Source organism: Arthrobacter sp. MSA 4-2, from assembly GCF_016405885.1.
Lineage (GTDB): Bacteria > Actinomycetota > Actinomycetes > Actinomycetales > Micrococcaceae > Arthrobacter_D.
Genome location: NZ_JAEKGC010000003.1, coordinates 30,894 through 56,104, shown reverse-complemented (window position 1 = coordinate 56,104; position 25,211 = coordinate 30,894). Strand labels below are relative to the sequence as shown.

Genomic DNA, 25,211 nt, shown 5'->3' with positions numbered 1-25,211 from the left:
CAGTGTTTTTCTACTCCGCGAAGTAGGTGTCGTAGATTTCCTGGTACTTGCCGTTGTCGCGCAGCTCGCCGAGCTGCTCGTTCACTGCGGAAACCAGCTCTTCGCTGCCTTCCTTGGCGAAGGCGAAACCGTACTGCTCGTCCGTCTTGTACTCCTCGGCAATGGTGAACTTGCCGTCCTCGGTGTGCCCGATGTTCACCGGCAGGTCCTGGAGGAGCGCGTCGACATTGCCGGCCTGGATGGCGGCATACATCTCTGCATCAGAGGGGAAGGCGACGACCTTGGTGTCGGCGGGGACGTTCTCCCGGGTGTAGGTCTCGCCGGTGGTGCCCTGCTGGACGCCGACCGACTTGCCTGCCAGATCGTCGACGGTCTTGACGTCGGAGTCCGCCGGGACCAGCAGCGACTGCAGGGAATCGTAGTAGGGCTCGGAGAAGGTGAGGTTCTCCTCGCGCTCCGGCGTGATGGTCATGGCGCTGGCTCCGACGTCACACTGGCCGGCGGCGATGACGGCACCACTCTGGAGGCCGTCGAAGCCGACGTCCTGGACCTCGAGCTCGAGCTCGAGGCCCTTGGCGATCTCCTTCATCAGGTCCATGTCGAAGCCCGTGTACTCGCCGTTCTCCTCGAACTCGAACGGCGGGTAGGGGATATCGGAGCAGACGGTCAGGGCGCCTTCATTGACCAGGCTGAGGCCGCCCGCCTCACCTGCTGCCCCGGGTTCATCGGAGCCGCCGCCGCAGGCGCTCAGCGCCAGCGTTCCGGCGGCCAGTGCGGCCAGCATTGCGGTTTTCGTGGAAAACATCGGATACCTCTGCGTTTGGACGGGTAGGAAAGGTCGTGTTGATTCTAACTGCACAAGAGATGTGCGTCACAGGCTACAGGAGATGCGTATTGGTAACCAAGCATTTCCCGCGGGCAATACGGCCCGCCTAGCGGGAAAGGCCCAGCGCCTCGATCATCGGGCGGAACTTGCTCCACGTTTCGGCCAGTTCGGCCTGTGGTTGCGAGCCTTCAACGATTCCGCACCCCGCATACAGCCTCACCCGGGTGCTGCTTTCGATCACCGCGCCGCGCAGCGCGATGCCCCACTCGCCGTTGCCTTCGGCGTCGATCCAGCCGACCGGTCCGGCGTACGGTCCGCGCTCAAGGTGTTCAAGCTCACGGATCAGGGCGCCGGCAACGGTCGTCGGAGTGCCGCAGACCGCGGCCGTGGGGTGCAGCGCCTCGACCAGGGCCAGCGAGGTCGGCACCTCGCCGCCGCCGTCCCGGGTCAGCCGGGCACGGACGTCCGAGGCCAGGTGCCAGACATTGGGCAGCTGCAGCACGAAGGGCTCGCTGTGCGAGGTCATTGAGTCGGTGAACGGTTCAAGCTGGCGGGTCAGGGAGTCGATGGCGATGGAGTGCTCGTGAAGCTGCTTCGCCGATCCGGCAAGCACCCGCTCGGCATACCCCGGATCGTCAGCGGGGGCTCCGGCCCGGTCGAGGGTGCCGGCGAGCACGCGGGCCTGCGCCGTCGAATCCTCAACCTTGATCAGCATTTCCGGGGTGGAACCGATCAGCCCGTCCACGGAGTACGTCCAGCAGTCCTCGTACCGCACCGCCAGCTCCCGCAGAACCTGCGCCGTGGCGACGGGGGATCCGAGTTCGGCCACCACATCGCGGGCCAGGACGACTTTGCTCAGCTCTCCGGCCTGGATTCGCCGCACCCCGCCGGCCACCGCCTCAAGGTACTGCTCCTCGGTGAGTACCCCCGGGGCGAGCCGGTCCTCCGGGTGCGGGGCCCGGGCGGGGTCCACCTCTTCGAGGTAGGCGGCCAGGGCCGACTCCGCTGCCTCCGCGCTCAGCTCGGCGTCGGCGTCGTTCGAGATATAGGTCAACCAGCTCTGCCCGTCGCGGCAGCCGATGATGATTTCCGGCACGATCAGCCGTGAGGCGTGCTGTGAGGTCTTCGAGAAGGCAAAGGAACCGAACGCCACCAGACCGGTGCCCGGGACGGAGAGGCCGTTGACCACCTCGGCCGATTCCAGTTCCCTCCGCCACCACCGCTGCGCCTCCGCGAAGCGGTCCGGGCCGGCGGTGGTGAAACGGGTCACCTCGCCGAAGGCGATAAGGCCGCCTCCGCGCCGGATCCAGGTATGGGCGTCGTTGCGGACCAAATAATCGAGAAGACCCGTCTCGGGTTCGATCCGCCCCCGGGGGATGGTGATGCTTCTCAGGCCGCCCGCGCGCCCGGGTGCAGGGGCAAGCGCGGCAGGAAAGGGATTGCTCATGATGATCCAAGCCTACTCCGGTGCGCGGGCGCGGCTTCCGGGGCGGGCCCGTCCCGACCGCCGCGGTCGGGTGTGCCGGTTTTGTTTGAGACAATAGGCGGGTGAACCGTGCATCACTGGAAAAGCGCCCTGATGAAGTAGCAGCCATGTTCGACGGCGTCGCGCCCCGGTACGACGTGGTCAACGATGTGCTCTCCCTCGGGCAGACACACCGCTGGCGGCGCCTCGTGGTGCAGGCGGTGGGTGCCGAGCCGGGACAGCGGGTCCTCGACCTTGCCGCCGGGACGGGCACCTCCAGCGAGCCCTATGCGGACAACGGCATCGACGTCGTCGCCTGTGATTTTTCCCTCGGCATGCTCACCGTGGGCAAGCGCCGCCGCCCCGACATCGACTTCGTCGCCGGGGACGCCACGAATCTGCCGTTCGCCGACAACTCCTTCGATGCCAGCACCATCTCCTTCGGGCTGCGCAACGTCAATGAGCCGCGCAAGGCCCTTGAGGAGATGCTCCGGGTCACCAAGCCCGGCGGCCGGCTCGTCATCGCCGAGTTCTCCCAGCCCACCGTGGCGCTGTGGCGCAACCTCTACACCGAATACCTGATGCGCGCGCTGCCGGCGATCGCCGAGAAGGTCAGTTCCAACCCCGACGCCTACGTGTACCTGGCCGAGTCCATCCGGGCCTGGCCGAACCAGGATGAACTGGCCGCCTGGATCACCGGAAGCGGCTGGGGCGAGGTCGCCTACCGCAACCTCAACGGCGGGATCGTCGCCATCCACCGTGCGGTCAAACCGGGCGGGACGCCACGGCCAACAGCTGCGCCCGCCGCCCGCGCGCGTCTCCGCCGCCGCAGCACCCGGGCAGTCAACTAGTGTCAGTCCTCATCGCCGGGGCGGGTCCCGCAGGCTCCACTGCCGCCTACTACCTCGCTCAGGCCGGCATCGAGGTCACCGTCCTTGAGAAGACGCACTTCCCGCGGGAGAAGGTCTGCGGCGACGGACTCACCCCGCGCGCGGTGCGTGAAATCCAGCTTCTCGGCCTGCCGCACGACGAAGCGGACGGCTGGCGGCGCAATAAAGGCCTGCGCCTGCTCGCCGGCGGACGCACCGTCGAGGTGCCCTGGCCCGAACTGAGCGACTTCCCCGGGTACGGTCTGGTGCGCACCCGGCTCGGCTTCGACGAGGCCCTCGCCGGCCACGCCCGCGCGGCCGGCGCCACCATCCTTGAGGGACATTCGGTCTCCTCGGCAGTCCGGGACGAGACGGGCCGGGTCACCGGCGTCACCGTGAACCTGCTCGACGACGCGGGCCGGAAGACGGGTGAGTCGCGCACCTTCTCCGCCGACGTCGTCCTGGCCGCCGACGGGAACTCCACCCGCACCGCCGTCAGCCTCGGGATGGCCAAACGCGACGACCGGCCCCTCGGCGTCGCCGTGCGCACCTACTTCACCAGCCCCCGGCACAATGATGACTGGATGGAGGGCTGGCTTGAACTGCCCGACGCCACCGGGCGCCCGCTGCCCGGCTACGGGTGGGTCTTCGGAGTGGGCGACGGCACCTCCAACGTCGGGCTGGGCATCCTCAAGTCCTCGTCGGAGTTTGGAAAGCTCGACTACAAGCAGGTCCTCCGGGACTGGACCGCGGGCATGCCCGCCGAGTGGGGGTTCACCCCCGAGAACCAGGTCGGGGAGATCCGCGGCGCCGCCCTGCCCATGGGCTTCAACCGGATCCCGCACTACAGTCCGGGCCTGCTGCTGCTCGGTGACGCCGGCGGAATGGTTTCCCCCTTCAACGGCGAGGGCATCTCCTACGCCATGGAATCGGCGCGCTTCGCCGCGGAGTTCATCGCCTCGGCCCAGGACGTCACCTCGCTCGCCGGAAGGGACCAGGTCCTCACCGGCTACGCCCCGCACATCCGGACCCAATGGGGCAGCCACTTCACGCTCGGCCGGGTGTTCGCCCAGCTGATCGGTAAACCGGCAATTCTGCGGCTGGCCCTGCGCACCGGCATGCCCGTTCCGGTGCTCATGCGCTTCGTGGTGAGGATGCTCGCCAACCTCACCGACGCCGGCGGGCGCGGCTTCGAAGACAGGGTGATCCACCTGCTCGAAGCGCTGGTGCCGCCCACCGCCAATCAGCCGCTGGCCCCCTGCGGTACCCGTGCGTCATCCGCCACCCCACTTGGTTAGGCTTATACAGTGACTTCCTCCTTCGACTCCGGCATGACCAGCGTGGAAAACGGCACGCTCGACACCGCTGAGAACCCGGACGACGGCTTTTCCTCCTTCAAGCTGCCGCCCGGCTTCGCGCTCATCGCCGACGATCCCGACCTCGGCCCCGCCGTCTCCTCCTGCCTCACCGAGGTGGAAAAGCAGCTCCGCGGGGCCATTGCCAGCGCCGACAGGCTCGCCGACGCCACCTCCCGCCACCTCGTGGAGGCCGGTGGGAAGCGCATCCGTCCGCTCCTGACGCTCCTGGCCTCCCACCTTGGCGACCCCGGCCGGCCCGAGGTGGTCCAGGCCGCCGTCGTCGTCGAGCTGACCCACCTGGCCACCCTGTACCACGACGATGTGATGGACTCGGCGCCCTACCGCCGGGGCGCCCCGACGGCCCACGAGGTGTGGGGCAACACCGTGGCCATCCTCACCGGGGACCTGATCTTCGCCCGGGCCTCGATCCTGGTGTCCGAACTTGGAGGAGAGGCGCTCGGGATCCAGGCCCGCACCTTCGAGCGGCTGTGCCTCGGGCAGCTCCACGAGACCGTCGGGCCGCGCGAGAATCAGGACCCGCTCGAGCATTACCTCTCGGTCATCGCCGACAAGACCGGCTCCCTCGTGGCAGCCTCGGGCCAGCTGGGCGCGCTGTTCGCCAACACCTCCCAGGAAGTCATCGACGTCATGGTGGAGTACGGCGAGAAGGTCGGGGTGGCCTTCCAGCTTGCCGACGACGTCATCGACGTCACCGGGCTGAAGGTGACCTCCGGGAAGTCGCCTGGCACCGACCTGCGCGAGGGGGTGCCGACGCTGCCGGTCATCCTGCTGCGGCGCGCCGCCGCCGCCGGTGACGCCTCCGCCGCGGACGTGCTGGCCCTCGTCGACGGCGACCTCAGCTCCGATGAGGCGCTCGGGGAGGCGGTGGCCGCGGTGCGTGCGCACCCGCAGACCCAGGAGGCGTGGGCCTTCGCCCAGCGCTGGGCCGACGACGCAGTGGCCGCCCTGGAGCCCCTGCCCGAGAGCGTGGTGAAGCAGGCCCTCACGAGCTTCGCACAGGCTGTCGTCAGCCGGGACGTGTAACCCCCCGCCGGAGGTCACAGGCCCTCGGTCGGCCGCTCCGTCAGCTCGATCCGGGCCCGCTCCCCATCGCTTCCGCGGTTGAACTCGACGTCGACGGTATCGCCGGGATCGAGGCGGCGCAGCACCGCCAGCAGGTCTTCGGGGGAAGCCACTTCCTCCCCGTCGAGGGACGTGATGATGTCCCCCGGGCGGAGCCCCGCCTCGCCGGCCGGCCCGCCCTCCGCCACCGAGATCACCACGGCGCCCGTGGTGTCCTCGACGCGCAGCTGCTGGGCGATCTGCGGCGTGATGGTGCCGGGGGTCAGGCCCAGATAGGCGTGGTCGGCGGTGCCGTCCTCGAGCAGTTCCTCGGCAATGGCGGTTGCCGTTGGGGCGGGGATGGCGAACCCCAGTGAGACGGCCCCGGTCTGGGGCGGGATGTACGCCTCGCTGATCCCGATGATCTCGCCCTGGCCGTTGACCACGGCGCCACCCGAGTTGCCGGGACTGATCGCGGCGTCTGTCTGGATCAGATCCACAAGCGACTGGCTCCTTGAGGCCGAGCCGGGGATCTGCCGGTGCAGACCCGAGATGATCCCGGACGTCACGGTGTTCTCGAAGCCGAGGGGAGAGCCGATCACCACCGCCAGTTCCCCGATCTCCGGCAGCCGTTCCTGGAACTGCGCCGCAGGCAGGTCCTCCCGGTCGGCCTGGACCAGGGCGAGGTCGGAGACCCGGTCGGCGGCGGTCACGGTGCCGGCCACCCGCTGGCCGTCGGCGAAGGCCACCTCCACCTCGGTGTTGTTGCGCACCACGTGTTCATTGGTGATGATCAGGCCGTCCTCGGAGTAGATCACCCCGCTGCCGAGCCCGCCCTCGGTGAAGATGGTCACCACCGAGGGCTGAACGGCCTCAACGATCTCCGGGATGGACAGGGCGGCGTCCTCCCGTTCCGCGGACCCGGGACCCTGCCCTTCCCCGCTCCCCGCCTCGGCGGACTGCTCCGTCCGGGTGGCTGTCGGGCCGGGGTCGGGGTCCCCATTGCCTTCGAACGCGGTGCAGCCGGTCAGCACCGCCAGGACGAGCACGAGCGGCGCCAGGGGGCCCAGCCCGCTGCGGTGGACGTTCCGAGGTCGTCGCATTCGGGTTACTCCCGACCGGCCGGGAGGGCGGCGGCGCCCTGCGCGCCGGGTGCCGGTCCGGCCGAGCCGGCACCGCCGATTACTAGGACTGCTTAATCATGGGCGGCACGGCCGGCCGGCTGTCAAGGATGGGCGGGCGCGCGAGGGGCCCTGAGGCGCTGGGAGGTCGGGCACCGCTTCCGGTGCTGCAGGGTCGGGGGCGAACGCTCCCGGGCCGCCGGCGGCGTCCGGCTGCCGTGCTCCCGCGGCCGGCGGGGCCGGTGGCCGCCCTGGGCGGTATCGGTGCCTTTCCCGCGGCGGCGGGCCGGGGCGGCTATACCGCGGACGCGGTCAGGAGGGTCGATCCTCTCGACAATTTCCTGGAATTCGGCATCGAGGAAATCATCCTCAAGGCACATCAATTCGACGAACCCGGACACCGCGAATTCTTCACGGGACTCGACGGAATGCGTCAACATGGGAACCCCTGCAAAACCAGCTTTCAATTACACAATGGCCGCATATGTTTTTGCCGTCCCGGCAGCTCCGGGACACCTCTTTTAATAGCACCGGAGGGTGCCGGATCGCAAGGGTCCGGTACCGGACTGCAGGGGTCCGGTGCCGGACGGTGGGCCGCGGACCTATGGCGACGGAACACCCTGCCACAGATGGGCCCCGGTCACAGGAAGGCGCGGAGTTCCCGTGCTTTCCGGGCGCGCACCTCGGGGTCGACGATGGGGCGTTTGGGGGTGAAATAGAAACCGTCATCGTGCCACCGCGGCAGGACATGCTGGTGGTAGTGCCAGACATGCTGGCTGCCCGCGGGTTCGTTGTGCTGGCGGGTGGAGACGCCGTCGGGCTGCCACGCCCTCTTGATCGCCACGGCAAGGTCCCGGGTGAGGAGCATGATGCGCGAGGCCACGTCGTCGGGAAGTTCGTACAGCAGTTCGAAGTGGGCGCGCGGTGTCACCAGCACGTGGCCCGGGTTCGGCGCGAATCCGTGCGAGGCGATGAAGGCGAGGGCGAGGTCGTCGGCGTAAATGATGTCCCCGGGCCGGCAGAGGTTGCGCGGGTTATCGAAATTGCCGCGGGCCAGGTCGCAGAAGGGACACTGGTAACCCTCCGGGGCGTGGTTGACGAACTCGGACATCTCAGTCCTCGTCGGTGTCTTCGAACACCCACTCGAACAGGTCCAGGACATACTCGCTGAACGTTCCCTCTTCGCTCTGCCACTCGCCGCGGGCATTGTTGCGGCGCCAGATGATCGGGTCGGGCACCGACAGTTGGTCGGCGCGCATGCCCCAGGTGTACTGCTCGTCCTCGTCCTCAAGGAACAGCAGGAAGCCGTCTTCGATCTCAAGCTCGTCCGGGTCCCAGAAGAAGTGGAACGCCTCCATGATGTCCTCGGTCGCCCCGACGGCGAGGTAGAACTCGCGCAGGGCCTGGGGCAGCGGGAAATTCTTCCCCTCCATCAGCTCGTCGATCTCGGCGGGCGAGAGGCCGTCCTCCTCTTCCCACTGGTCGTCAAAGTAGGCAGGAACCAGGGCACGGAACTTGTCCAGGAACAGCTCGGTCACGAAAAACTCCAGATGGGATTGGGGGAAGGCTCCATCCTATCCTCCAATGCGGGGCACGGTGACCGGCCCGCCGCCTAGGTCCGCGATGCGAGCGGTGCCCGCCACCCGTACCGCCAGGACAGCAGGCGCAGCACAAAGACGACGGACGCGGCCGCGGTGCCGCTGAACAGGTTGAACCACCCGGCCCCGACGAGCAGGGCCACGACGGCGGCGCCAAGCATGGCGGGGAGCGCGTAGATGTCGCGCGGGTCGAACAGCTGCGGCACCTCGTTGGCCACCACGTCCCGCAGCAGGCCCCCGCCCACCCCGGTCGTCACGCCCAGCAGGACGGCGGCAACGGGGTTGAGGCCAAAATCCAGGGCCTTCACGGTCCCGGTGACGCAGAACAGGGCCAGCCCGCCGGCGTCGAAGATGACCACGACCCGCTTGATCCGTTCCACCCCCGCCACGGTGAAGTAGACCAGCACCGTCGCCAGCAGGGGAGGAATGAGGTAGGCCGGATTGCTGAACGCCGCCGGCGGGGTGTCGATGATGACGTCGCGCGCGACGCCGCCGCCGAGGCCCGCGAGGGAGGCAAGCAGCAGCGAGCCCACGAGGTCGAAGCCCTTGCGTGCGGCCAGCAGGGAGCCTGAGACGGCGAAGAAGAAGACGCCCAGCAGGTCAAGGATCAGGGCGATCTGGGACGCGGCGGTCATGAAGTCCTTTTCAGGGGTGGGTCAGGCCGGGGTTTCGATCTCCCGCGAAAGCACCCAGGTCTTCGTTTCGCCCCGCAGTTCCACGGTGATCGTGGTCATCAGCGCCTCGATCAGGGCCAGGCCCCGGCCGCTCTCCTCGTCGTCGTCGGGCAGGGAGCCCGACGGCATCTCCGGCGAGGGCACGGCACCGATCTCCGAGATGCGGGCCTGCAGCACCGAGGCCATGACGGTCAGCGTGACGGCCAGCCGGAGCTCGCCGCCGGGCACCGCGACGCCGTGCTGCACCACGTTCGAGGCGGACTCGATCACCGCGGTGGTGAAGGCCATCTGGTCGAGTTCGGGAACGAAGGAGGCGACCTCCCAGATCCGGTCGAGCTCGGTGTGGAGTTCGTCGATCGCCTCGGGGGTCGCGGGCGCCTGGTAGGCGCGCTGGGCGAGCACCTCAGTCATTGGAGAAGGCGCCTTCGGCCGTGGCATGCGGTGTCAGGACCCGGTTCATGCTGGTCAGCTCCAGGACCATCTTCACCTGGGGCTGCACACAGGCGATGCGGAGGTCTCCGCCGGCCTGGCGGGCCATCTTCAGGCAGCCGATCAGGGCGCCCAGGCCCGAGGAGTCGATGAAGTCAGTGGCCAGCATATTGAGGACGATGCGCTTGTTTCCCGCCGAGACCACTTCGCCGACCACCTCGCGCAGCTTCGGCGCCGCAACCATATTGAGCCGTCCGGTGCCGGACACCTCGGTGTAGGAGTCCTTCTGTTCAGTGCTGAACCGCATCTACGCTCCTCTTTTCGGGGGTGAACCCCTTGTACTTTACTGCCTTGATCAGCACACTGAGGACCAGCAGGTCGAAGGCCACCCAGGCCACGTTGACGAGGGTTCCGATCGGCTCGTTGAGCCCGGCCGCAAGCCTGACCACCCCCACCATAAGTGCTGCGGCGAGCAGTGCCATCACGATCAGCTGCGGCCGGATCAGGTCCCAGCGGGGTCCGGATTCCTGGCGGGTCTTGGGGGTGACGGCGAAGCCCAGCGGGCGCCCGAACCACACGTTGCGGGCCGCCGTCGTGCAGGCCCGGATCCACGTCGGGAACAGGGCCAGGCTGTACTGCTGGCCGCGCCAGGTGGGGATGCCCCGGCCGGTGACCGCGAACAGCAGCTGGTTGACCACCATGAACGGCACGAAGCGGAGGAAGAACTCGGAACTGATCCCGGTCACCGGAAGCACGCCGAGGGTGAGGTAGATGACCGGGGCGGCGAAGTAGACGACGGCCGCGAAGCCGCTGAGGTAGGACCACATCGTCGCAAAGTACATCAGGCGCTGCGCCAGTCCCAGGCCGCGGCGGACCAGCGGATTCTCCCGCAGCAGGACCTGGATGGTGCCCTGCGCCCAGCGCAGCCGCTGCGTCAGCATGGTCGAAAGGTCCTCGGGGGCCAGTCCGGTGGCGAGGATTTCGTGGTGGTAGACGCTCTGCCAGCCCATGGCGTGCATCCCCATGGAGGTGGCCATGTCCTCGGTGACGGAGATGGTCGCCATCGGCATGATCGGCTGGGCCTCCGCGGAGCGCTCGATCGAGAGGGCGTCGAGGACCGCCTGGACCGACGCCAGGGCCGCCAGCGGGGACAGGTCGCGGTGGGACATGCGTTCGATCGCGCCGTCCAGTTCGCCCCCGCTAGGAAGGGCGGGTTCCGTACCCTGTTCGAGGGCCGCAATGTCGGCCAGGTCGGCCTCCAGCGATAAGAAGTCGGCGCCGACCAGGGACTGCACGGCGCCGTCGACGGTCCGGCGGACCCGGTAGGTGACCTCGCTGAGGGACACCCCCGCGCGCAGTTCCGCCCGCGCCCGCTCCGTTGCCGACTCGACGTCGTCGAGCAGCCCCGCGACCAGGGGGTCGGCCGCCTCGGGCGATCTGCGGGCCCGGCGCAGGGCGGTCCGGGAGGCCTTCAGTGCCCTGGTGACGCCCTGCTCGATCTCCTTGACGTAGCCGGCCAGGCCGAGCTGCATGAGGGCCTCGCGCCGCAGGACGGCATTGGATCCGCAGAAGAAGGCCGCGTTCCAGCCGTCTTTACCCTGCTGGATCGGTCCATAGAACAGCGGGGCCTGGCTGCCCAGCGGGTCGTCGTCGGGCACATTGGCGAAGTACTGCGGGGTCTGGACCAGGGCCACCCGCCGGTTGTTGAAGTAGCCGAGGGTCTTCTCGAGGATCGCGGGATCGGGGATCTGGTCGGCGTCGAGGATCAGCAGGAACTCGCCCTGGGTCTCCATGAGTGCGTTGTTGAGGTTGCCCGCCTTGGCGTGCCGGGGCCGGTCCGCCCAGTCCGGGCCCCGCGTGAGGTAGCCGAGGCCATGCTGCCGTGCCAGCTCCCGCACCTCCTCGCGTCCTCCGTCGTCGAGGATCCAGGTGCTGTGCGGGTGCCGGATGGTCTTCGCCGCGAGTGCGGTCTCCAGCACCATCTCCGGAGGCTCGTTGTAGGTGGTGATGAAGACGTCGACAGTTGCATCGGCGGGGGCGGGCGGGGCCGTGCGCTCCTTCTTCTTCCACACGGTCAGCCCGAACAGCCCGACGTCGATCAGGCTGTAGGTCTCCGCGGCCACCAGGGGAACCGCGATCCACCAGGCGTCCCAGTTGAGGGATTCCAGCCAGCGCCATGCGAGATAGTTGATGCCCAGCAGGAGGGTCAGGACCACCAGGAGGCGGGTGGGGAAAATCCTCATCCGGTGCGCTCCGCCGCGCGCAGGTTCCCGGCGTCACCGGTGGCGCCGGCTGCCTTCCGGCGGAGGATGACGACGGTGACGTCGTCGTCGACCTCGGGCACGTCGGCGAGCCCGAGCAGCGTCTCGCAGGCCTGTGCGGCGCTCTCGCTCGAATGGACCACCCGGGCCATCGCTGCGGTGAACTCATCGATGGTGGGGTAGGCGTCCAGCAGGCCGTCGCTGATGACCGCGAGGGTGTCCCCGGGGGCCAGGACCAGCCGGCCCGGTGTCCAGGTCTGCCCGGCCCACGCGCCGACGGGCGGCCCGCCGGGGGAGAGGCGGGTGCAGTCGCCACCGGCCGTGATGTGAAGTGCGAGGCCGTGGCCGGCGTCGACATAGTCGACAACGCCGGTGGAGGTGTTGAACCGGGCGTGGAAGAGGGTCACGAAGGATCCGGCCTTGTCGAGGTCGGGCTCGGTGGCCCGGGCGGCGGCGTTGAACGCCGCATCGATGTTCGACTGGTTGGAGACCGACCGCATGACCGCGCGGACGGTGGCGGCGATCAGCGCCGCTCCCATGCCTTTGCCCATGGCGTCGGCGACGGTGAGGTGGAGCCCGTCGGCGGTCCGGTACCAGTCGTAGAAGTCCCCGCCGACGCTGCGGGAGGGTCGGAACTGGCCGGCCAGGTCGTAGTCGTCGAGGGAGAGCGCGTCACGGGGGAGCAGGCTCTGCTGCACTTCGGCCGCGCGGCGCCGCTCGGTCGCATTGGCCTCCTCGACGGCGCTCTGCCGGTTCTGGCGGCGGAAGATCGAGTTGAGGCGCGCCACGAGTTCGCGCGGGCTGAACGGCTTGGAGATGTAGTCGTCGGCTCCGGTTTCGAGGCCCGTGAGCCGTTCGATCTCGTCGGTGCGGGCGGTGATCATGAGGATGTAGGCATCGGAGAAGGTACGAACCTCCCTGCAGATTTCGATGCCGTCGCCGTCGGGCAGGTTGAGGTCCAGGGTGATCAGGTCGACCCCAAGACGCGCGGCCTGGAGTCCCTCCCTGGCGGTTCCCGCCTCGGTCACGTCGAAGCCCTGCATGGTGAGGATCTGCACCAGGAGGCTCCGGATATCGGCGTCGTCTTCTACAACCAGGGCACGGCGTCGATCCGGAGCGTCAGTCATGTCCCTCATTAAACGCTACGGCCGGAGCTGGCCATGCACCGCGCAGTTCGTCGTGTCGCCGCACGAATGAGGGGCACGACGGCGGTCGGCGCCGGTGCCCCTCATTCATCACAACCGCCGCAGCTGGTTAGGCGGCGGGCTCAGGTGCGGGTTCGGGTGCGGGCTCCGGGGCGGGTGCGGGTGCGGGCTCCGGGGCGGGTGCGGGTGCCGGTGCGGGCTCCGGGGCGGGTGCGGGCTCGGGTGCGGGTTCGGGTGCGGGCTCCGGGGCGGGTGCGGGCTCGGGTGCGGGTTCGGGTGCGGGCTCCGGCGCGGGTGCGGGCTCGGGCTCGGGTGCCGGCGGCACGACCACTACCGGAGGCTTCGGCTTGTCGATGTTCTTCTGGAAGCCCTTGGAGTGCAGATGGGCCGCCTCGGAGTTCGACGTTCCGGGCGCCTTGGCCTTGGCGGCGGCGGCGACGGGGTTCGCCTTGGCTGCCACCGGTGCCTTGCCGGCGACGAGGGTCTTGGCAGCGGCAACCGGAGCCTTGGCCTTGGCTGTTGCAGCAACCGGGTTGGCCTTGGCGACGGTGGAGTTGGAGGTGCCGGCCGGCTTGGCCTTGGCGGCGGCGGCGACGGGGTTGGCCTTCGCCGTGGCGGATGGAGCCGCACTTGCAGCTCCCGCTCCGAGGGTCAGTGCGAGCATGCCGGTGAGACCGGCAGCGGCGATCTTCTGTACAACGTTCACGAATACCTCACTTCGGGTGAACCGGCCCAGCGCCGGCTCTTCCATCGACGGTATTCGCCGCTTCCCCGGTCCGTCCGAGGATTGCGGTAAAGCTGTGGACTTACTCGGCCAATCCTTACGAACCTGCGCTTTTCCTGCGCTTGGCTACCGCAGCGCCCGCACATTCAGGGCGAGGTAGAGGTGCACCCGATCGGCGGTGACCGCCGGGTCGTAACCGGTCAGGTCAGCGATCTGCTGAAGGCGGTAGCGCACGGTATTGCGATGCAGCTGAAGGGCGTCGGCGACGGCGGCCACCGACCCATTGAGCGCCAGGTACCTTTCGAGGGTGGTGATCAGCCCGCCGCCGTGCTTTGCGTCGAAGTCGACCAGCGGGGACAGGGCCTCGGCGGCGAGATCGGCAAGGGGAACGTCCTCGCTGGAGAGCAGCAGCGACGTGAGGCTGAGCCGGTTCGGCGGGTTCACCGGCCCGCCCCTGGTCAGGGACTCGCGGGCCTCGAAGTAGCTCCACCGCAGCCCGTTGGGCTGGGCGTAGGCACCGCCGATGCCCACCCGCGCCGTGAACCCCGCCGCGTGGAGGTAGGCGCCCAGCCGGGTGCCCAGCCCGGCGCCGTCCGGTTCGGGGGCCAGGACGAGCAGCCGGTCATCCAGCAGGGCCGTGAGGACACCGGCGCAGTCCTCGGGCAGCGGCAGGGTCCGCAGGGCCTTCCGCTGCCCCGACGCCACCTCCACTGCCACCACCACGTGCCGGCCGGTGCAGTCCAGGCCGGTGCTGCCCAGGCGGGCGACGGCGTCGGGCCCGGCGAGCGCGCCGCGCACGATGTCCTGCAGGAGCTGTCCGGCGGTGACCCGTTCGCCCGCCCGGCGGCGGGCCTGGTTGCTCAGTTCCACGCTGATCAGGCTCTGGGCATAGTCGACGATCGCAGCCGGGGCGTACGGCTCGGCGATGACCAGCGTGCACCGGTCCTTCAGTCCGGTCGCCACCGGAACCCGGTGCCAGCTCCGGTCTGATCCTCCCGGCACTGATCCTCCCGGCACTGATCCTCCCGGCACTGATCCTCCCAGCACTGATCCGGCGGGCACTGTTCCGGCGGGCACTGTTCCGGCCGGTGCCCGCCCGCCCGCGATGCGCGTGCCGTACTGGAAGAGGGCCACGTCCGTGCCGAGCATGCCCGCCAGTTCCTCGAGCAGTCGGGACAGCCCGCCGCCCCCCAGGAGTGCCGCAGCGAGCACCTGGTGGCCCCGGAGAAGGTCCTCGAGCCGCGAGTAGTGCTCCGCGGAGAGGGAATCGGCAACGATCTTGCCGATGGCGATGAAGGGCGTCTCGTAGGGGACCTCGAAGACCGGCAGTTCCACCCGATGCGCCTCCTCGAGCAGGGCCGGCGGGATGCGCTGATGGGACAGGCCCACCCCGAAGCCGACGGCGAGGCCGCCGGCCTCGGAGACCCGGCGCACGAAGCGGCGCTGCGCGGCGGGAGTCGTCTGCCGCACCCCCGTCGTCAGGACCACCTCGCCGCCGCTGAGGAACGGCAGCGGATCCTCGAGTTCGGTCACCGCAATCCAGCCGATCGGCGTGTCCGACGCGGGGGCACCGCCGGCGGGAACCAGGCGGAGGCTGGAGACGGCGAGCAGATCTGCAAGGGAGATGGCCATGAAACTGTCCTAGGATTGAGTTGTGCGCCTGCATGAAGGAATACTGGGTATCCTGTGCAAGAGTACCTAGTGAACCGTGAGTACCGACGGATAGGGTCAGCTTTAATTTGGCGCCCGATCCGCAACGCCGGCAATTTCGGCCGCACCGGCGGCGGCCCAACCCCGCAATGAAAGGGATGAACGCTGTGGTCCAGACCCTGCAGAACTACATCAACGGCGAATTCGTCGACGCCGCCGGCATCGAGCTGCTCGACATCGTCAACCCGACCAACGGTGAACTCGTTGCGAAGGCGCCGGTCTCCGTCGCCTCCGACATCGACGCCGCCATGGACGCCGCCAAGCAGGCCTTCACCTCGTGGAAGCACGTTCCGCCGAGCCAGCGGCAGCTGATGCTCCTGCGCCTCGCCGACGCCCTCGAGGCGAACAGTGAGGAACTCGTCGAGGCCCAGCACCGCAACACCGGCCAGGTGCGCGAAATGATCGCCGCCGAGGAGGTCTCCGCCGGAGCCGACCAGCTGCGCTTCTTCGCCGGAGCGGCCCGCCTGCTCGAGGGCAAGTCAGCCGGCGAATACCTGGAGGGCCACACCTCCTACGTCCGCCGCGAGCCCATCGGCGTCGTCGCCCAGGTCGCGCCCTGGAACTACCCCCTGCTGATGGCCGTCTGGAAGATCGGGCCGGCACTGGCCGCCGGCAACACCGTCGTCCTCAAGCCCAGCGACACCACCCCCGAGTCCACCCTCGTCCTCGCCCGGCTGACGCAGGACATCCTGCCGGCCGGCGTGCTGAACGTCGTCCTCGGCAACGGGGAAACCGGCGCCGCCATGGTCGAGCACAAGACCCCGGGCCTCGTCTCGATCACCGGTTCCGTCCGGGCGGGCATCGCAGTGGCCACCGGTGCGGCCAAGGGCCTCAAGCGGGCACACCTCGAACTGGGCGGCAAGGCCCCGGCCATCGTCTTCGCCGACGCCGACCTGAAGAAGTCCGCCGCGGCCATCGCCGAATTCGCCTTCTTCAACGCCGGGCAGGACTGCACCGCGATCACGCGCGTCCTGGTCCAGGAAGCGGCCCACGACGAACTCGTCGCCGCCATGGTCGAGCACACCAAGACGCTCAAGACCGGCAGCCAGGACGACAGCGAGAACTACTTCGGACCGCTGAACAACATCAATCACTTCAACGCCGTCAACGCCGTCATGGACGCCCTGCCGGCACACTGCTCCGTCGCCACCGGTGGCAAGCGCGCCGGCGACAAGGGGTACTTCTTCGAGCCGACCATCATCACCGGCGCGAAGCAGGAGGACGACATCGTCCAGAAGGAAACCTTCGGTCCCATCATCACGGTGCAGAAGTTCCTCACCGAGGCCGAAGCCATCGAGATGGCCAACGACGTCGAGTACGCCCTGGCCTCCAGCGTGTGGACCACCGACCACGGAACCGCGATGCGGACCTCCCGCGACCTCGACTTCGGAGCTGTGTGGATCAACACCCACATCATGCTGACCGCCGAGATGCCCCACGGCGGCTTTAAGAGCTCCGGCTACGGCAAGGACCTCTCGATGTACGGCGTCGAAGACTACACCCGCATCAAGCACGTCATGACCGTGCTGGATGCCTAGGAGGGACACCATGACAACACTTCCAGCAGTTCAGCCGACCTTCCGCCTGGAGCAGAAGCGGCACCTCACGGGCCCCTTCCCCGGCCCGCAGTCCGCCGCCCTTGACGCCCGCCGCGGCGCCGTCGTCGCCAAGGGGGTGGCCTCCGGCGTGCCGGTCTACGCCGCGGATGCCGACGGCGGCATTCTCCGCGACGTCGACGGCAACTCGTTCATCGACCTCGGCTCGGGCATCGCCGTCACCAGCGTCGGCGCCTCCGACCCGGCCGTCGTGCAGGCCGTGCAGGAGCAGGTGGGGCACTTCACCCACACCTGCTTCATGGTCACCCCGTACGAGGGGTACATCGCCGTCGCCGAGCAGCTCGCCGAGCTGACCCCCGGCGACTTCGACAAGCGCACCGTGCTCTTCAACTCCGGTGCCGAAGCCGTGGAGAACGCGGTCAAGGTGGCGCGCCTCGCCACGGGCCGCAACGCCGTCGTCGCGTTCGACCACGCCTACCACGGGCGCACCAACCTCACGATGGCGCTCACCGCGAAGTCGATGCCGTACAAGACCAATTTCGGTCCGTTCGCCCCCGAGGTGTACCGGATGCCGATGAGCTACCCGTACCGCGAGGAAAACCCCTCGATCACCGGTGCGGAGGCGGCCCAGCGGGCCATCACCATGATCGAAAAGCAGATCGGCGGCGAGTCGGTGGCGGCGATCATCATCGAACCGATCCAGGGCGAAGGCGGCTTCATCGTTCCCGCCGAGGGGTTCCTGCCGGCGCTCGCGGCCTGGGCCAAGGACAACGGCGTCGTCTTCATCGCCGATGAGGTCCAGTCCGGGTTCTGCCGCACCGGCGAGTGGTTCGCCGTGAACCACGAGGGCGTCGTGCCCGACATCATCACCATGGCCAAGGGCATCGCCGGCGGCATGCCGCTGTCGGCGATCACCGGCCGGGCCGACCTGCTCGACGCCGTCCACCCCGGCGGCCTCGGCGGCACCTACGGCGGCAACCCCGTCGCCTGTGCCGCGGCCCTCGCCGCGATCGGCACCATGAAGGAACAGAACCTCGCCGGGCGCGCCCGCGCCATCGAGGGCATCGTCGTGCCGCGCTTCACCGCGCTGCAGGAGGAGCTCGGCGACGCCGGCATCATCGGCGAGGTCCGCGGCCGCGGCGCGATGCTGGCCATCGAGTTCGTGAAGCCGGGGACCACCACGCCCAACCCGGAGGCCACCAAGGCCATCGCGGCGGCGTGCCTCAAGGAAGGGGTCATCATCCTGACCTGCGGCACCTACGGCAACGTGATCCGGCTGCTGCCGCCGCTGGTCATCGGCGATGAACTGCTGCTCGACGGCCTGGACGTCCTCGAAGGGGCCATCCGCGCCGCCGCCTAAGTCAGCGTACGGCGCCGTCCACACAAATCAGCGGGGCCGGCGCCTCCGCGACTCCGCAGATCACCACGTTCTTCCCCCGGGATGGCGTGGTGATCTGCGTTTTCGGCGGGGGCGGTGTAACGGCCGTGCAATAACGCCTCGCCGAGTGTGCAGATAACCACGCCACGTGGGCGGAATTAAGTGGTGATCTGCAGTTTCGGCGGGCGGTGGAGGGGGCGAAACATTGAATTGCCGTCACTCCTGCCACTACCCGCCGAAAACTATTCCCAAAAATCAGGTCCGCAAAGCCGCAGGCACCACTAGGGTGAGGGCATGTTGGAATCCGAGGCGTGGGGGGCCATTCTTGAGGACACCCACCGATATCCGTCACCGCACAATTCACAGCCGATAAAAATCCGGCTGCGCAGCTCAACCCAGGCGTCTCTTTATTATGATCTGGATCGAGGGCTGCCCGCGGAAGCTTATGGAATTCCCTTCGGCTACGTCTGCGCAGGCGTTTTCCTTGAGTCGCTCAGGGTCTGCGCGCAGGTTCGCGGATATGCGGTCCGGGAAGAACTCCAGCACCGCGAGATGGACTTCGGGGCGCAGGACCGGCTCCACCTTATCGGCGAGGTCAACTTGGTGCCCCGGCCTCCCGACGCCAACGATCGAGCGGACTACGAGGCGTTCCTGGCCCGGCGGACCTCCCGCCGGCCCTACGACAACACGCTGGTGGCGCCCGCCGCCGTCGCGGAAGCCGAGGACACTGCCCGGCGGCACGGGCAGGTGTTCCGCAGCTCCAGCGATCCCGCGCTCGTCCGGGCGCTCGTCCACGTCAACCAGGCCACGCTGTTCGATGACCTGCGCAACGACGCAGTGCACCGGGAAATCCTCACCTGGCTCCGTTTCTCGCGCGCCGAGGCGAAGGAGCGCGGTGACGGCCTGAGCGCGGAAACGATGCTGATGCCCGGACCGGTGCTGCGGTTCGCTATGCGGAACCGGGGGCTGTGGGATGCGCCGATGGTCGGCGCTCTCATCCGCAGGATCTATCTGAACACCATGCGCGGGGTGCGCCAGCTGGGCTGGTTGGAGGGACCCTTCGACGGGCCTTCCGACTATGTGGAGGCCGGCCGTACGTTCATGCAGGTGTGGCTGGGTTTCACCCGCCGCAATATCTACCTGCACCCCTTCGGCACCGTGATCACCAATCCCCGCTCGCACGCCGAGTTCGTGAAGGCCGCCGGCGTCACCGAGTCCGACGGGCGGATGGCCTGGATGCTCTTCCGCTTCGGCCACAGTGCCCGCCCACCGGTGGCGCACCGCCGCGCCGCATCCGCGATGATTCTTCCCTCGGGCCAGGAGCTGCACCCATGAAAAAGCTGTTGATCTTCGCCTTCCTCGCCGTCCACGAGCGGTTCGTCCGGCTGTTCATGCCCCGGGTCTCCACACACAAGCTGCTGCTGCTCCCCGGCATCGAGTCCCTCCGCTGGACGCTGGGGCGGTGGCGCGCCTGGCGGACCTTCGAGCTGGCGGCACGACGGGTTCCCGCCTACGGGCAGTTCCTGGAGAAGCAGGACTTTCCGGGCCGCCTCCCGGGCAACGGCAGGGTCTCGGAGGAGTTCGCGCGGATCCCGGAAATGGATAAGGACAGCTATATCCGGCCCTGGAGCACCGAGGACCGCTGCCTGGACGGGAAGCTGCCCCGCCGCGGAGTGGTGGTCGACGAATCCTCGGGCAGCTCCGGGGTTCCAACCAGCTGGGTCCGGGGTCCGGACGAGCGCGAGGCCACCCGCCAGCTGCTCCAGCTGGGCTTCGCCCGGACCGCCACTGCCCTGGACAAGCAGCCGTTCGTCCTCAACGCGTTTTCCCTGGGGGCCTGGGCCACCGGCATGAATGTCTCCTCGTCACTGACCGAGGTCACCATGATCAAGTCGGTCGGCCCGGACAAGGATAAGATCATCGCCACCATGCGGGAGTTCGGCACGGGGTTCACCTACATCATCCTGAGCTACCCGCCCTTCCTGAAGGCCCTTTTCGAGGACCCCCGGCTGGACTGGCAGGAGTACGACATCGTCGCGGCGTTCGGCGGCGAGGGCATCAGCGAGAACATGCGCGCCCACATCAACCGCTACACGCACGGCGTATTCGGCTCCTACGGCGCCTCCGACCTGGAGATCAATCTGGCCATCGAAACCGACTTCTCAGTGGCCCTGCGCCAGGCCGTCGACCGGAACCCGGAACTCGCCGCACGCATCACCCGGCAGGAGGAGTACGGCGTGCTGCCGATGATCTTCCAGTTCAATCCGTACGGCTACCTGATTGAAACCAACGACGCCGGCGAACTGCTGGTGACGATCGTGCGCCGGGAGAACATCAATCCCCGGATCCGCTACAACATCCACGACCGCGGCCATGTGATGCGGGTGCGTGAGCTGAAGCCGATCCTGCGCGAGTACGGCCTTGAGGACGTCCTGCGTGAGCAGCTGCTGGACCTGCCGCTGCTGTTCCACTACGGCCGCTCCGATCTGTCAGTGGACTTCAACGGCGCCGTCGTGGCTCCCGATGCGCTGCGGGACGTCATCTACAACGAGCCGGTGCTGCTCGACGCCGTCGAGAACCACCGGCTGATCAGCTACGAGGACGCGGCGGGCAACCGTCAGCTGCACGTCGCACTGCAGCTGACCCAGCAGGCCAGCGAGTCCGGGGCCCTCGACGTCGAGCGGTACCGCCCGCACGTGCTCGCCGAGCTGCGCCGGATGAACGGGGATTTCAACAACGCCATCCGAACCGCACCCGGCTCCACCCTGCCGACCATCGCCTTCTATCCCTACCGGACCGGGCCTTTCACGGCGGACGGACGCAAGCTCAAGAACGAGTACGTCTGGCAGCTGGACGCGGATGACGTGGGGGAGTGGGACCTGGACTTCTCCTACACAGCGCAGCCCTGACCGCAGCCGCGGCCACGCACGCCGGCTCCGCCGCCGAGTGCGCACTCAACCACGCTCCGCCCCGCCGGTTACGTGGGAAGCTGCAGTTTCAGGCCGGTGATGAGCGCCTCGAGGCCCGTGCTGAACGCAACATCGGCGGCATTGCTCCCGCCCTCCGCGGAATCACCCGCACCTTCGCCGGCCGCGCTGCGGACGGCCGAGGTGAACACCGGGAACTCCGGTCCCGATGCGCCCGAGTCAAAGATGTTGCTGGGCGCCGAGACATCGAGCGCCGAGCCGTAGATGAAGGACTCGAGGGCGACGATGGCGGGCACCACGCGTTCCTCGGGCCAGCCGGCGGCCAGGAAGCCCCGGGCGACCTCCTCGTACATCCGCAGCGTTTCCGCCGCATCGGTGACGGGCATGACGGCGATGACGGGTACGAGGGGCGCGTGCCGGGCGAACACCTCCCGGTAGGACCACGCCCAGCGGCGGACCGCCTCGTCCCACGGCTCGGTGGCGAAGGCGCTGAAATCCACCATGGTCATCACATGGTCCTGCACCCAGCGCAGCACTTCCTGCTTGGAACTCGCATGGTTGTACACGGCCGAGGGGGCGACCCGGAGGCGGCGGGCCAGGGCCGACATGGTGAGCCCCTCATAGCCCTCGGCGGCGATCTGGGCGACCGCGGCGGAGGTGATGCGCTCCCGGGAGAGCACCCCCCGCGGAGGCCGTCCAGCGCGCCGCGGTGTTCCCTGCGCAGCTGCGGTCATTCGAGCGGCTCCCATCCGTTGTTCGAATTTATCCTACGGCTCTTCCCAAAGGCGGGCCGGTTCGCTAAAGTCCTCACAGTAAATGAATACCATTCATTTTGTGGCGGACGTCACCGCCGCCGTAAGGAGACCATGAAAACGATTGAACGCGACGTCGTCGTGATCGGCGCAGGGCCATCGGGCCTGACCGCCGCGCGTGAACTGCGCAGGGCCGGCCACACGGTGGCTGTCCTCGAAGCGAGGGACCGGGTTGGAGGCCGCACCCACACCGACGTCATCGACGGTGCCACCCTCGAGGTCGGCGGGCAGTGGGTCTCACCCGACCAGACCGCCCTGAAGGACCTGCTCGAGGAGCTCGGCCTCGAGACCTACTCCCGCTACCGCGACGGGGAGTCGGTCTACATCGGCGCCGACGGCACCGCCAGGCGCTATACGGGGGAGTGGTTCCCGGTGGGGGAGCGCACCCGGGCCGAGATGGAGCGCCTGACGGCACTGCTCGATCGGCTGGTGGAGGAAGCCGGGCCCGAGGCACCCTGGGAGCACCCGCTCGCCCGTGAGCTCGATACCGAGTCCTTCGCCTCCTGGCTGCGCCGGCATTCCGACGACGAGGAGGCCTGCAACAACATCGGGCTCTTCATCGCCGGCGGAATGCTCACCAAGCCCGCCCACTCCTTCTCGGCGCTGCAGGCAGTGCTCATGGCAGCCACCGCCGGATCCTTCTCCAACCTCGTTGACGAGAACTTCATCCTCGACAGGCGGGTGGTCGGCGGCATGCAGGAGGTCTCCAAGCGCATGGCGGCCGAGCTCGGCGACGATGTGTTCCTCAGTGCCCCGGTCCGCACCCTGCGTTGGAGCGGCGGGGCGGGCGGCGGCGACGGCACCAGCGTCACCGCCGTCTCCGAGAGCGTCACGGTGCACGCGCGGCGCTGCATCGTGGCCGTGCCGCCGAACCTCTACTCCCGGATCTCCTACGACCCGCCGCTGCCCCGGCTCCAGCAACAGATGCACCAGCACCAGTCGCTGGGCCTGGTCATCAAGGTCCACGCCGTCTACACCACCCCGTTCTGGCGCGCCGCAGGGCTCTCCGGCACCGGGTTCGGCGCCGGCTCCATCGTGCAGGAGGTGTACGACAACACCAACCACGGCGACGCCCGGGGAACCCTCGTCGGGTTCGTCTCCGACGAGAAGGCCGACGCGATGTTCGAACTGCCGCCGGAGGAGCGGCGGCAGCGGATCCTCGAATCCATCGCCGCTTTCCTGGGCCCCGAGGCCCTGACCCCCGAGGTCTACTACGAATCCGACTGGGCCTCCGAGGAATGGACGCGCGGCGCCTACGCCTCAAGCTACGACCTCGGCGGGCTGAGCCGGTACGGCCGCCACCAGCACACCCCCGTCGGGCCGATCCACTGGTCCTGCTCGGACATCGCCGCCGAGGGCTACCAGCACGTCGACGGGGCAGTCCGCATGGGCCGGCGCACCGCACAGACCATCAGCAGCATCCTTGCTCCACCGCCCGGCACCGCTTCCGGTCCGGGATCCCTCTTCACGAAGGTGACCCAATGAGCACAGAGGTACGCACGACCGGCCAGGGGACAGGCCTCAGCAGGAAGGGCCTCAGCGCGGGCGCCGTCGGCCTGCTGGGCGCCGTCGTCATCGGCGTCTCGAGCATCGCCCCGGCCTACACCCTGACCGCGGCCCTTGGCCCCACCGTCGCCGAGGTCGGGGTGAACCTTCCGGCCATCTTCCTCGTCGGCTTCGTTCCCATGCTCCTGGTGGCCCTCGGCTACCGCGAACTGAACAAGGCGATGCCCGACTCGGGCACCTCGTTCACCTGGGCCACCCGGGCCTTCGGCCCGTGGATCGGCTGGATGGCAGGGTGGGGCGCGATCGCAGCGACGATCATCGTCCTGTCGAACCTGGCCGCCGTCGCCGTCGACTTCTTCTACCTCATGCTCGCCCAGCTCACCGGCAACGATGCGCTGGCCGATCTGACCCTGAACCTGCCGGTCAACATCGTCACCACCCTGATCTTCATCGCGGCGGCCTGCTGGATCTCCTACCGGGGCATGGAAACGATCAAGACCGTCCAGTACGTGCTCGTCACCTTCCAGGTCATCGTCCTGGCCTGGTTCGCCATCGCCGCGTTCGCGCATGTGGCCAACGGCTCGGCCTTCGACGCCACCCCGATCAGCGCCGAATGGTTCAACCCCTTCGCCGTCGGGTCCTTCTCCGCCTTCGCCGCCGGCGTCTCGCTGTCGATCTTCATCTACTGGGGCTGGGACGTCTGCCTCACGATGAACGAGGAAGCAACGAACCCCAAGAAGACCCCGGGCCGTGCAGCAGGCGTCACCATCGTCGTCATCATGGCCATCTACCTGATCGTCGCGCTGGCCACGCTGTCCTTCGCGGGCGTCGGCGACGGCGAACTCGGCGCGGGCAACCCCGACAACCAGGGCAGCATCTTCGCCGCGCTCGCCGGGCCGGTCATGGGCCCGTTCGCCATCCTGATGTCGATGGCCGTCCTGAGCAGCTCGGCGTCCTCGCTGCAGTCGACCTTCGTCTCGCCGGCCCGCACGCTGCTCGCCATGGGCCACTACGACGCGCTGCCGGCCAAGTACGGCACCGTCAGCCCCCGCCACAAGTCTCCGCGCTACGCCACGGTCGCTGCGGCCGTCGCCGCCGCCGGGTTCTACGTGGTGACACGGGTGCTGTCCGAGAACGCCCTGTGGGACACGATCACGGCCCTTGGCATGATGATCTGCTTCTACTACGGCGTCACCGCCCTGGCCTGCGTCTGGTACTTCCGTGCCGAGGCCTTCCGCGGAGCCGGCAACTTCCTCAGCAAGTTCCTCGCGCCGCTGCTGGGCGGGGTTATCCTCCTGGTGATGTTCGTCAAAACCGCCATTGACTCGATGGACCCGGCCTACGGCTCGGGCTCGGAGGTCGGCGGCATCGGCATGGTGTTCATTCTCGGCATCGGCGTGCTCCTGCTCGGCGCCGTGCTGATGGGCATTCAGTACCGGCGCAACCCCGGCTTCTTCAAGGGCACCGGGCTGCGCAAAGGCACCTCCCAGGACGCGTTCGACGACGTCCTGACCGACTGAGCACCGACCGGGCCGCCGGCGGATTCCTCCTCCTGGAAGTTCCGCCGGCGGCCTCCGCCGTTAAAGCCGAAGTCACCACTGCCACGGCCGATCCGGTACACCTCTTCGCGGCTCGACGGAGTCCGTCAGGAGGCTTACGATCGACGTACGGAACTCCCCGGACGGCTTGGACGTGCGGTGCCGCCATTGACCGGTCGACGGCGCGGCCCCCGACTCCGACCGGTGGGCCCCTGCCGCAGTGCCCCGATAAGGAGGGTCCCGCGGCCGGTG

23 protein-coding genes are annotated in these 25,211 nt (G+C 68.5%); 9 read left to right on the top strand and 14 right to left on the bottom strand.

Going from position 1 to position 25,211, the window contains the following annotated elements:
• Positions 1–10 precede the first annotated feature (10 nt).
• Together I6N91_RS03800 and I6N91_RS03795 are read right to left on the bottom strand one after the other, a co-directional pair.
• Positions 11–805 carry a transporter substrate-binding domain-containing protein gene (locus tag I6N91_RS03800; RefSeq protein ID WP_198810818.1) on the bottom strand — a complete coding sequence of 265 codons (795 nt, stop codon included), beginning with the start codon at positions 803–805 and terminating at the stop codon, positions 11–13.
• 127 nt (positions 806–932) lie between these two features.
• Positions 933–2,273 (bottom strand): isochorismate synthase, encoded by a 1,341-nt coding sequence (locus I6N91_RS03795; RefSeq protein ID WP_198810816.1) that lies wholly within the window; start codon positions 2,271–2,273, stop codon positions 933–935.
• Between the two features lie 101 nt (positions 2,274–2,374).
• On the opposite strand from I6N91_RS03795, the gene I6N91_RS03790 reads away from it, so the two are divergent.
• Genes I6N91_RS03790 through I6N91_RS03780 form a run of 3 tightly spaced genes read left to right on the top strand, consistent with a single transcriptional unit; the run spans position 2,375 to position 5,562 of the window.
• Positions 2,375–3,142, top strand: coding sequence for a demethylmenaquinone methyltransferase (locus I6N91_RS03790; RefSeq protein WP_198810814.1), 768 nt, complete (start codon positions 2,375–2,377; stop codon positions 3,140–3,142).
• Positions 3,142–4,458: a geranylgeranyl reductase family protein gene (locus tag I6N91_RS03785; protein ID WP_198810812.1), complete on the top strand. Its 1,317-nt coding sequence runs from the start codon at positions 3,142–3,144 to the stop codon at positions 4,456–4,458. Before I6N91_RS03790 ends, I6N91_RS03785 begins: the two co-directional genes overlap by 1 nt.
• 9 nt (positions 4,459–4,467) lie before the next feature.
• The gene (locus I6N91_RS03780; protein WP_307843225.1) at positions 4,468–5,562 is read left to right on the top strand and encodes a polyprenyl synthetase family protein; all 1,095 of its coding nucleotides are present in this window, start codon (positions 4,468–4,470) and stop codon (positions 5,560–5,562) included.
• 14 nt (positions 5,563–5,576) lie between these two features.
• On the opposite strand, the gene I6N91_RS03775 is transcribed toward I6N91_RS03780, so the two are convergent.
• The 11 genes from I6N91_RS03775 to I6N91_RS03725 form a co-directional block, all read right to left on the bottom strand.
• A complete protein-coding gene (locus I6N91_RS03775; protein ID WP_198810810.1) occupies positions 5,577–6,683 on the bottom strand; it encodes a S1C family serine protease in 1,107 nt (368 codons plus the stop codon).
• A gap of 122 nt (positions 6,684–6,805) precedes the next feature.
• Positions 6,806–7,141 carry a hypothetical protein gene (locus I6N91_RS03770; RefSeq protein ID WP_198810808.1) on the bottom strand — a complete coding sequence of 112 codons (336 nt, stop codon included), beginning with the start codon at positions 7,139–7,141 and terminating at the stop codon, positions 6,806–6,808.
• Between the two features lie 200 nt (positions 7,142–7,341).
• Positions 7,342–7,812, bottom strand: coding sequence for an HIT family protein (locus I6N91_RS03765; protein WP_198810806.1), 471 nt, complete (start codon positions 7,810–7,812; stop codon positions 7,342–7,344).
• A gap of 1 nt (position 7,813) precedes the next feature.
• A complete protein-coding gene (locus I6N91_RS03760) occupies positions 7,814–8,239 on the bottom strand; it encodes a hypothetical protein (RefSeq protein WP_198810804.1) in 426 nt (141 codons plus the stop codon).
• A 74-nt stretch (positions 8,240–8,313) separates the two neighbouring features.
• Complete coding sequence (locus tag I6N91_RS03755; protein ID WP_198810802.1) at positions 8,314–8,934, bottom strand: trimeric intracellular cation channel family protein; 621 nt, start codon at positions 8,932–8,934, stop codon at positions 8,314–8,316.
• A 21-nt stretch (positions 8,935–8,955) separates the two neighbouring features.
• Positions 8,956–9,384 carry an ATP-binding protein gene (locus I6N91_RS03750; protein ID WP_198810800.1) on the bottom strand — a complete coding sequence of 143 codons (429 nt, stop codon included), beginning with the start codon at positions 9,382–9,384 and terminating at the stop codon, positions 8,956–8,958.
• Complete coding sequence (locus I6N91_RS03745) at positions 9,377–9,709, bottom strand: STAS domain-containing protein (protein WP_120167913.1); 333 nt, start codon at positions 9,707–9,709, stop codon at positions 9,377–9,379. Before I6N91_RS03745 ends, I6N91_RS03750 begins: the two co-directional genes overlap by 8 nt.
• Entirely contained in the window at positions 9,693–11,645 is a 1,953-nt protein-coding gene (locus I6N91_RS03740; protein ID WP_198810798.1) for a glycosyltransferase family 2 protein, read from the bottom strand. The genes I6N91_RS03745 and I6N91_RS03740 overlap by 17 nt, the downstream gene beginning before the upstream one ends.
• Entirely contained in the window at positions 11,642–12,790 is a 1,149-nt protein-coding gene (locus I6N91_RS03735) for a PP2C family protein-serine/threonine phosphatase (protein ID WP_198810796.1), read from the bottom strand. Before I6N91_RS03735 ends, I6N91_RS03740 begins: the two co-directional genes overlap by 4 nt.
• 127 nt (positions 12,791–12,917) lie before the next feature.
• Positions 12,918–13,514, bottom strand: a complete 597-nt coding sequence (locus I6N91_RS03730) for a hypothetical protein (RefSeq protein WP_198810794.1) — start codon at positions 13,512–13,514, stop codon at positions 12,918–12,920.
• 144 nt (positions 13,515–13,658) lie between these two features.
• Positions 13,659–15,164: a PucR family transcriptional regulator gene (locus tag I6N91_RS03725; protein WP_198810793.1), complete on the bottom strand. Its 1,506-nt coding sequence runs from the start codon at positions 15,162–15,164 to the stop codon at positions 13,659–13,661.
• 176 nt (positions 15,165–15,340) lie between these two features.
• Between I6N91_RS03725 and I6N91_RS03720 the strand changes: the two genes are divergently transcribed.
• The 4 genes from I6N91_RS03720 (at position 15,341) to I6N91_RS03705 (ending at position 21,085) form a co-directional block, all read left to right on the top strand.
• Positions 15,341–16,780 (top strand): gamma-aminobutyraldehyde dehydrogenase, encoded by a 1,440-nt coding sequence (locus tag I6N91_RS03720; protein WP_198810791.1) that lies wholly within the window; start codon positions 15,341–15,343, stop codon positions 16,778–16,780.
• 10 nt (positions 16,781–16,790) lie between these two features.
• The gene (gabT, locus tag I6N91_RS03715) at positions 16,791–18,158 is read left to right on the top strand and encodes a 4-aminobutyrate--2-oxoglutarate transaminase (RefSeq protein WP_198810789.1); all 1,368 of its coding nucleotides are present in this window, start codon (positions 16,791–16,793) and stop codon (positions 18,156–18,158) included.
• Between the two features lie 312 nt (positions 18,159–18,470).
• Positions 18,471–19,511, top strand: coding sequence for a hypothetical protein (locus I6N91_RS03710; RefSeq protein ID WP_198810787.1), 1,041 nt, complete (start codon positions 18,471–18,473; stop codon positions 19,509–19,511).
• A complete protein-coding gene (locus tag I6N91_RS03705) occupies positions 19,508–21,085 on the top strand; it encodes a CoF synthetase (RefSeq protein ID WP_198810785.1) in 1,578 nt (525 codons plus the stop codon). The genes I6N91_RS03710 and I6N91_RS03705 overlap by 4 nt, the downstream gene beginning before the upstream one ends.
• 68 nt (positions 21,086–21,153) lie before the next feature.
• On the opposite strand, the gene I6N91_RS03700 is transcribed toward I6N91_RS03705, so the two are convergent.
• Complete coding sequence (locus I6N91_RS03700; RefSeq protein WP_198810783.1) at positions 21,154–21,837, bottom strand: TetR/AcrR family transcriptional regulator; 684 nt, start codon at positions 21,835–21,837, stop codon at positions 21,154–21,156.
• A gap of 132 nt (positions 21,838–21,969) precedes the next feature.
• On the opposite strand from I6N91_RS03700, the gene I6N91_RS03695 reads away from it, so the two are divergent.
• Together I6N91_RS03695 and I6N91_RS03690 are read left to right on the top strand one after the other, a co-directional pair.
• On the top strand, positions 21,970–23,400 hold the full coding sequence (locus tag I6N91_RS03695; RefSeq protein ID WP_198810781.1) for an NAD(P)/FAD-dependent oxidoreductase: 1,431 nt from the start codon (positions 21,970–21,972) through the stop codon (positions 23,398–23,400).
• A complete protein-coding gene (locus I6N91_RS03690; protein ID WP_198810779.1) occupies positions 23,397–24,941 on the top strand; it encodes an APC family permease in 1,545 nt (514 codons plus the stop codon). Before I6N91_RS03695 ends, I6N91_RS03690 begins: the two co-directional genes overlap by 4 nt.
• The last annotated feature ends 270 nt before the right edge of the window (positions 24,942–25,211 follow it).

Excerpts from the sequence above, each read along its gene's own strand:
- I6N91_RS03705 (WP_198810785.1), top strand. The coding sequence starts at position 19,508 with ATGAAAAAGCTGTTGATCTTCGCCTTCCTCGCCGTCCACGAGCGGTTC.
- I6N91_RS03735 (WP_198810796.1), bottom strand. The coding sequence starts at position 12,790 with ATGACTGACGCTCCGGATCGACGCCGTGCCCTGGTTGTAGAAGACGAC.
- I6N91_RS03750 (WP_198810800.1), bottom strand. The coding sequence starts at position 9,384 with ATGACTGAGGTGCTCGCCCAGCGCGCCTACCAGGCGCCCGCGACCCCC.
- I6N91_RS03710 (WP_198810787.1), top strand. The coding sequence starts at position 18,471 with ATGTTGGAATCCGAGGCGTGGGGGGCCATTCTTGAGGACACCCACCGA.
- gabT (WP_198810789.1), top strand. The coding sequence starts at position 16,791 with ATGACAACACTTCCAGCAGTTCAGCCGACCTTCCGCCTGGAGCAGAAG.
- I6N91_RS03695 (WP_198810781.1), top strand. The coding sequence starts at position 21,970 with ATGAAAACGATTGAACGCGACGTCGTCGTGATCGGCGCAGGGCCATCG.
- I6N91_RS03800 (WP_198810818.1), bottom strand. The coding sequence starts at position 805 with ATGTTTTCCACGAAAACCGCAATGCTGGCCGCACTGGCCGCCGGAACG.
- I6N91_RS03765 (WP_198810806.1), bottom strand. The coding sequence starts at position 7,812 with ATGTCCGAGTTCGTCAACCACGCCCCGGAGGGTTACCAGTGTCCCTTC.
- I6N91_RS03770 (WP_198810808.1), bottom strand. The coding sequence starts at position 7,141 with ATGTTGACGCATTCCGTCGAGTCCCGTGAAGAATTCGCGGTGTCCGGG.
- I6N91_RS03720 (WP_198810791.1), top strand. The coding sequence starts at position 15,341 with ATGAACGCTGTGGTCCAGACCCTGCAGAACTACATCAACGGCGAATTC.
- I6N91_RS03700 (WP_198810783.1), bottom strand. The coding sequence starts at position 21,837 with ATGACCGCAGCTGCGCAGGGAACACCGCGGCGCGCTGGACGGCCTCCG.
- I6N91_RS03775 (WP_198810810.1), bottom strand. The coding sequence starts at position 6,683 with ATGCGACGACCTCGGAACGTCCACCGCAGCGGGCTGGGCCCCCTGGCG.
- I6N91_RS03745 (WP_120167913.1), bottom strand. The coding sequence starts at position 9,709 with ATGCGGTTCAGCACTGAACAGAAGGACTCCTACACCGAGGTGTCCGGC.
- I6N91_RS03725 (WP_198810793.1), bottom strand. The coding sequence starts at position 15,164 with ATGGCCATCTCCCTTGCAGATCTGCTCGCCGTCTCCAGCCTCCGCCTG.
- I6N91_RS03690 (WP_198810779.1), top strand. The coding sequence starts at position 23,397 with ATGAGCACAGAGGTACGCACGACCGGCCAGGGGACAGGCCTCAGCAGG.
- I6N91_RS03795 (WP_198810816.1), bottom strand. The coding sequence starts at position 2,273 with ATGAGCAATCCCTTTCCTGCCGCGCTTGCCCCTGCACCCGGGCGCGCG.
- I6N91_RS03755 (WP_198810802.1), bottom strand. The coding sequence starts at position 8,934 with ATGACCGCCGCGTCCCAGATCGCCCTGATCCTTGACCTGCTGGGCGTC.
- I6N91_RS03740 (WP_198810798.1), bottom strand. The coding sequence starts at position 11,645 with ATGAGGATTTTCCCCACCCGCCTCCTGGTGGTCCTGACCCTCCTGCTG.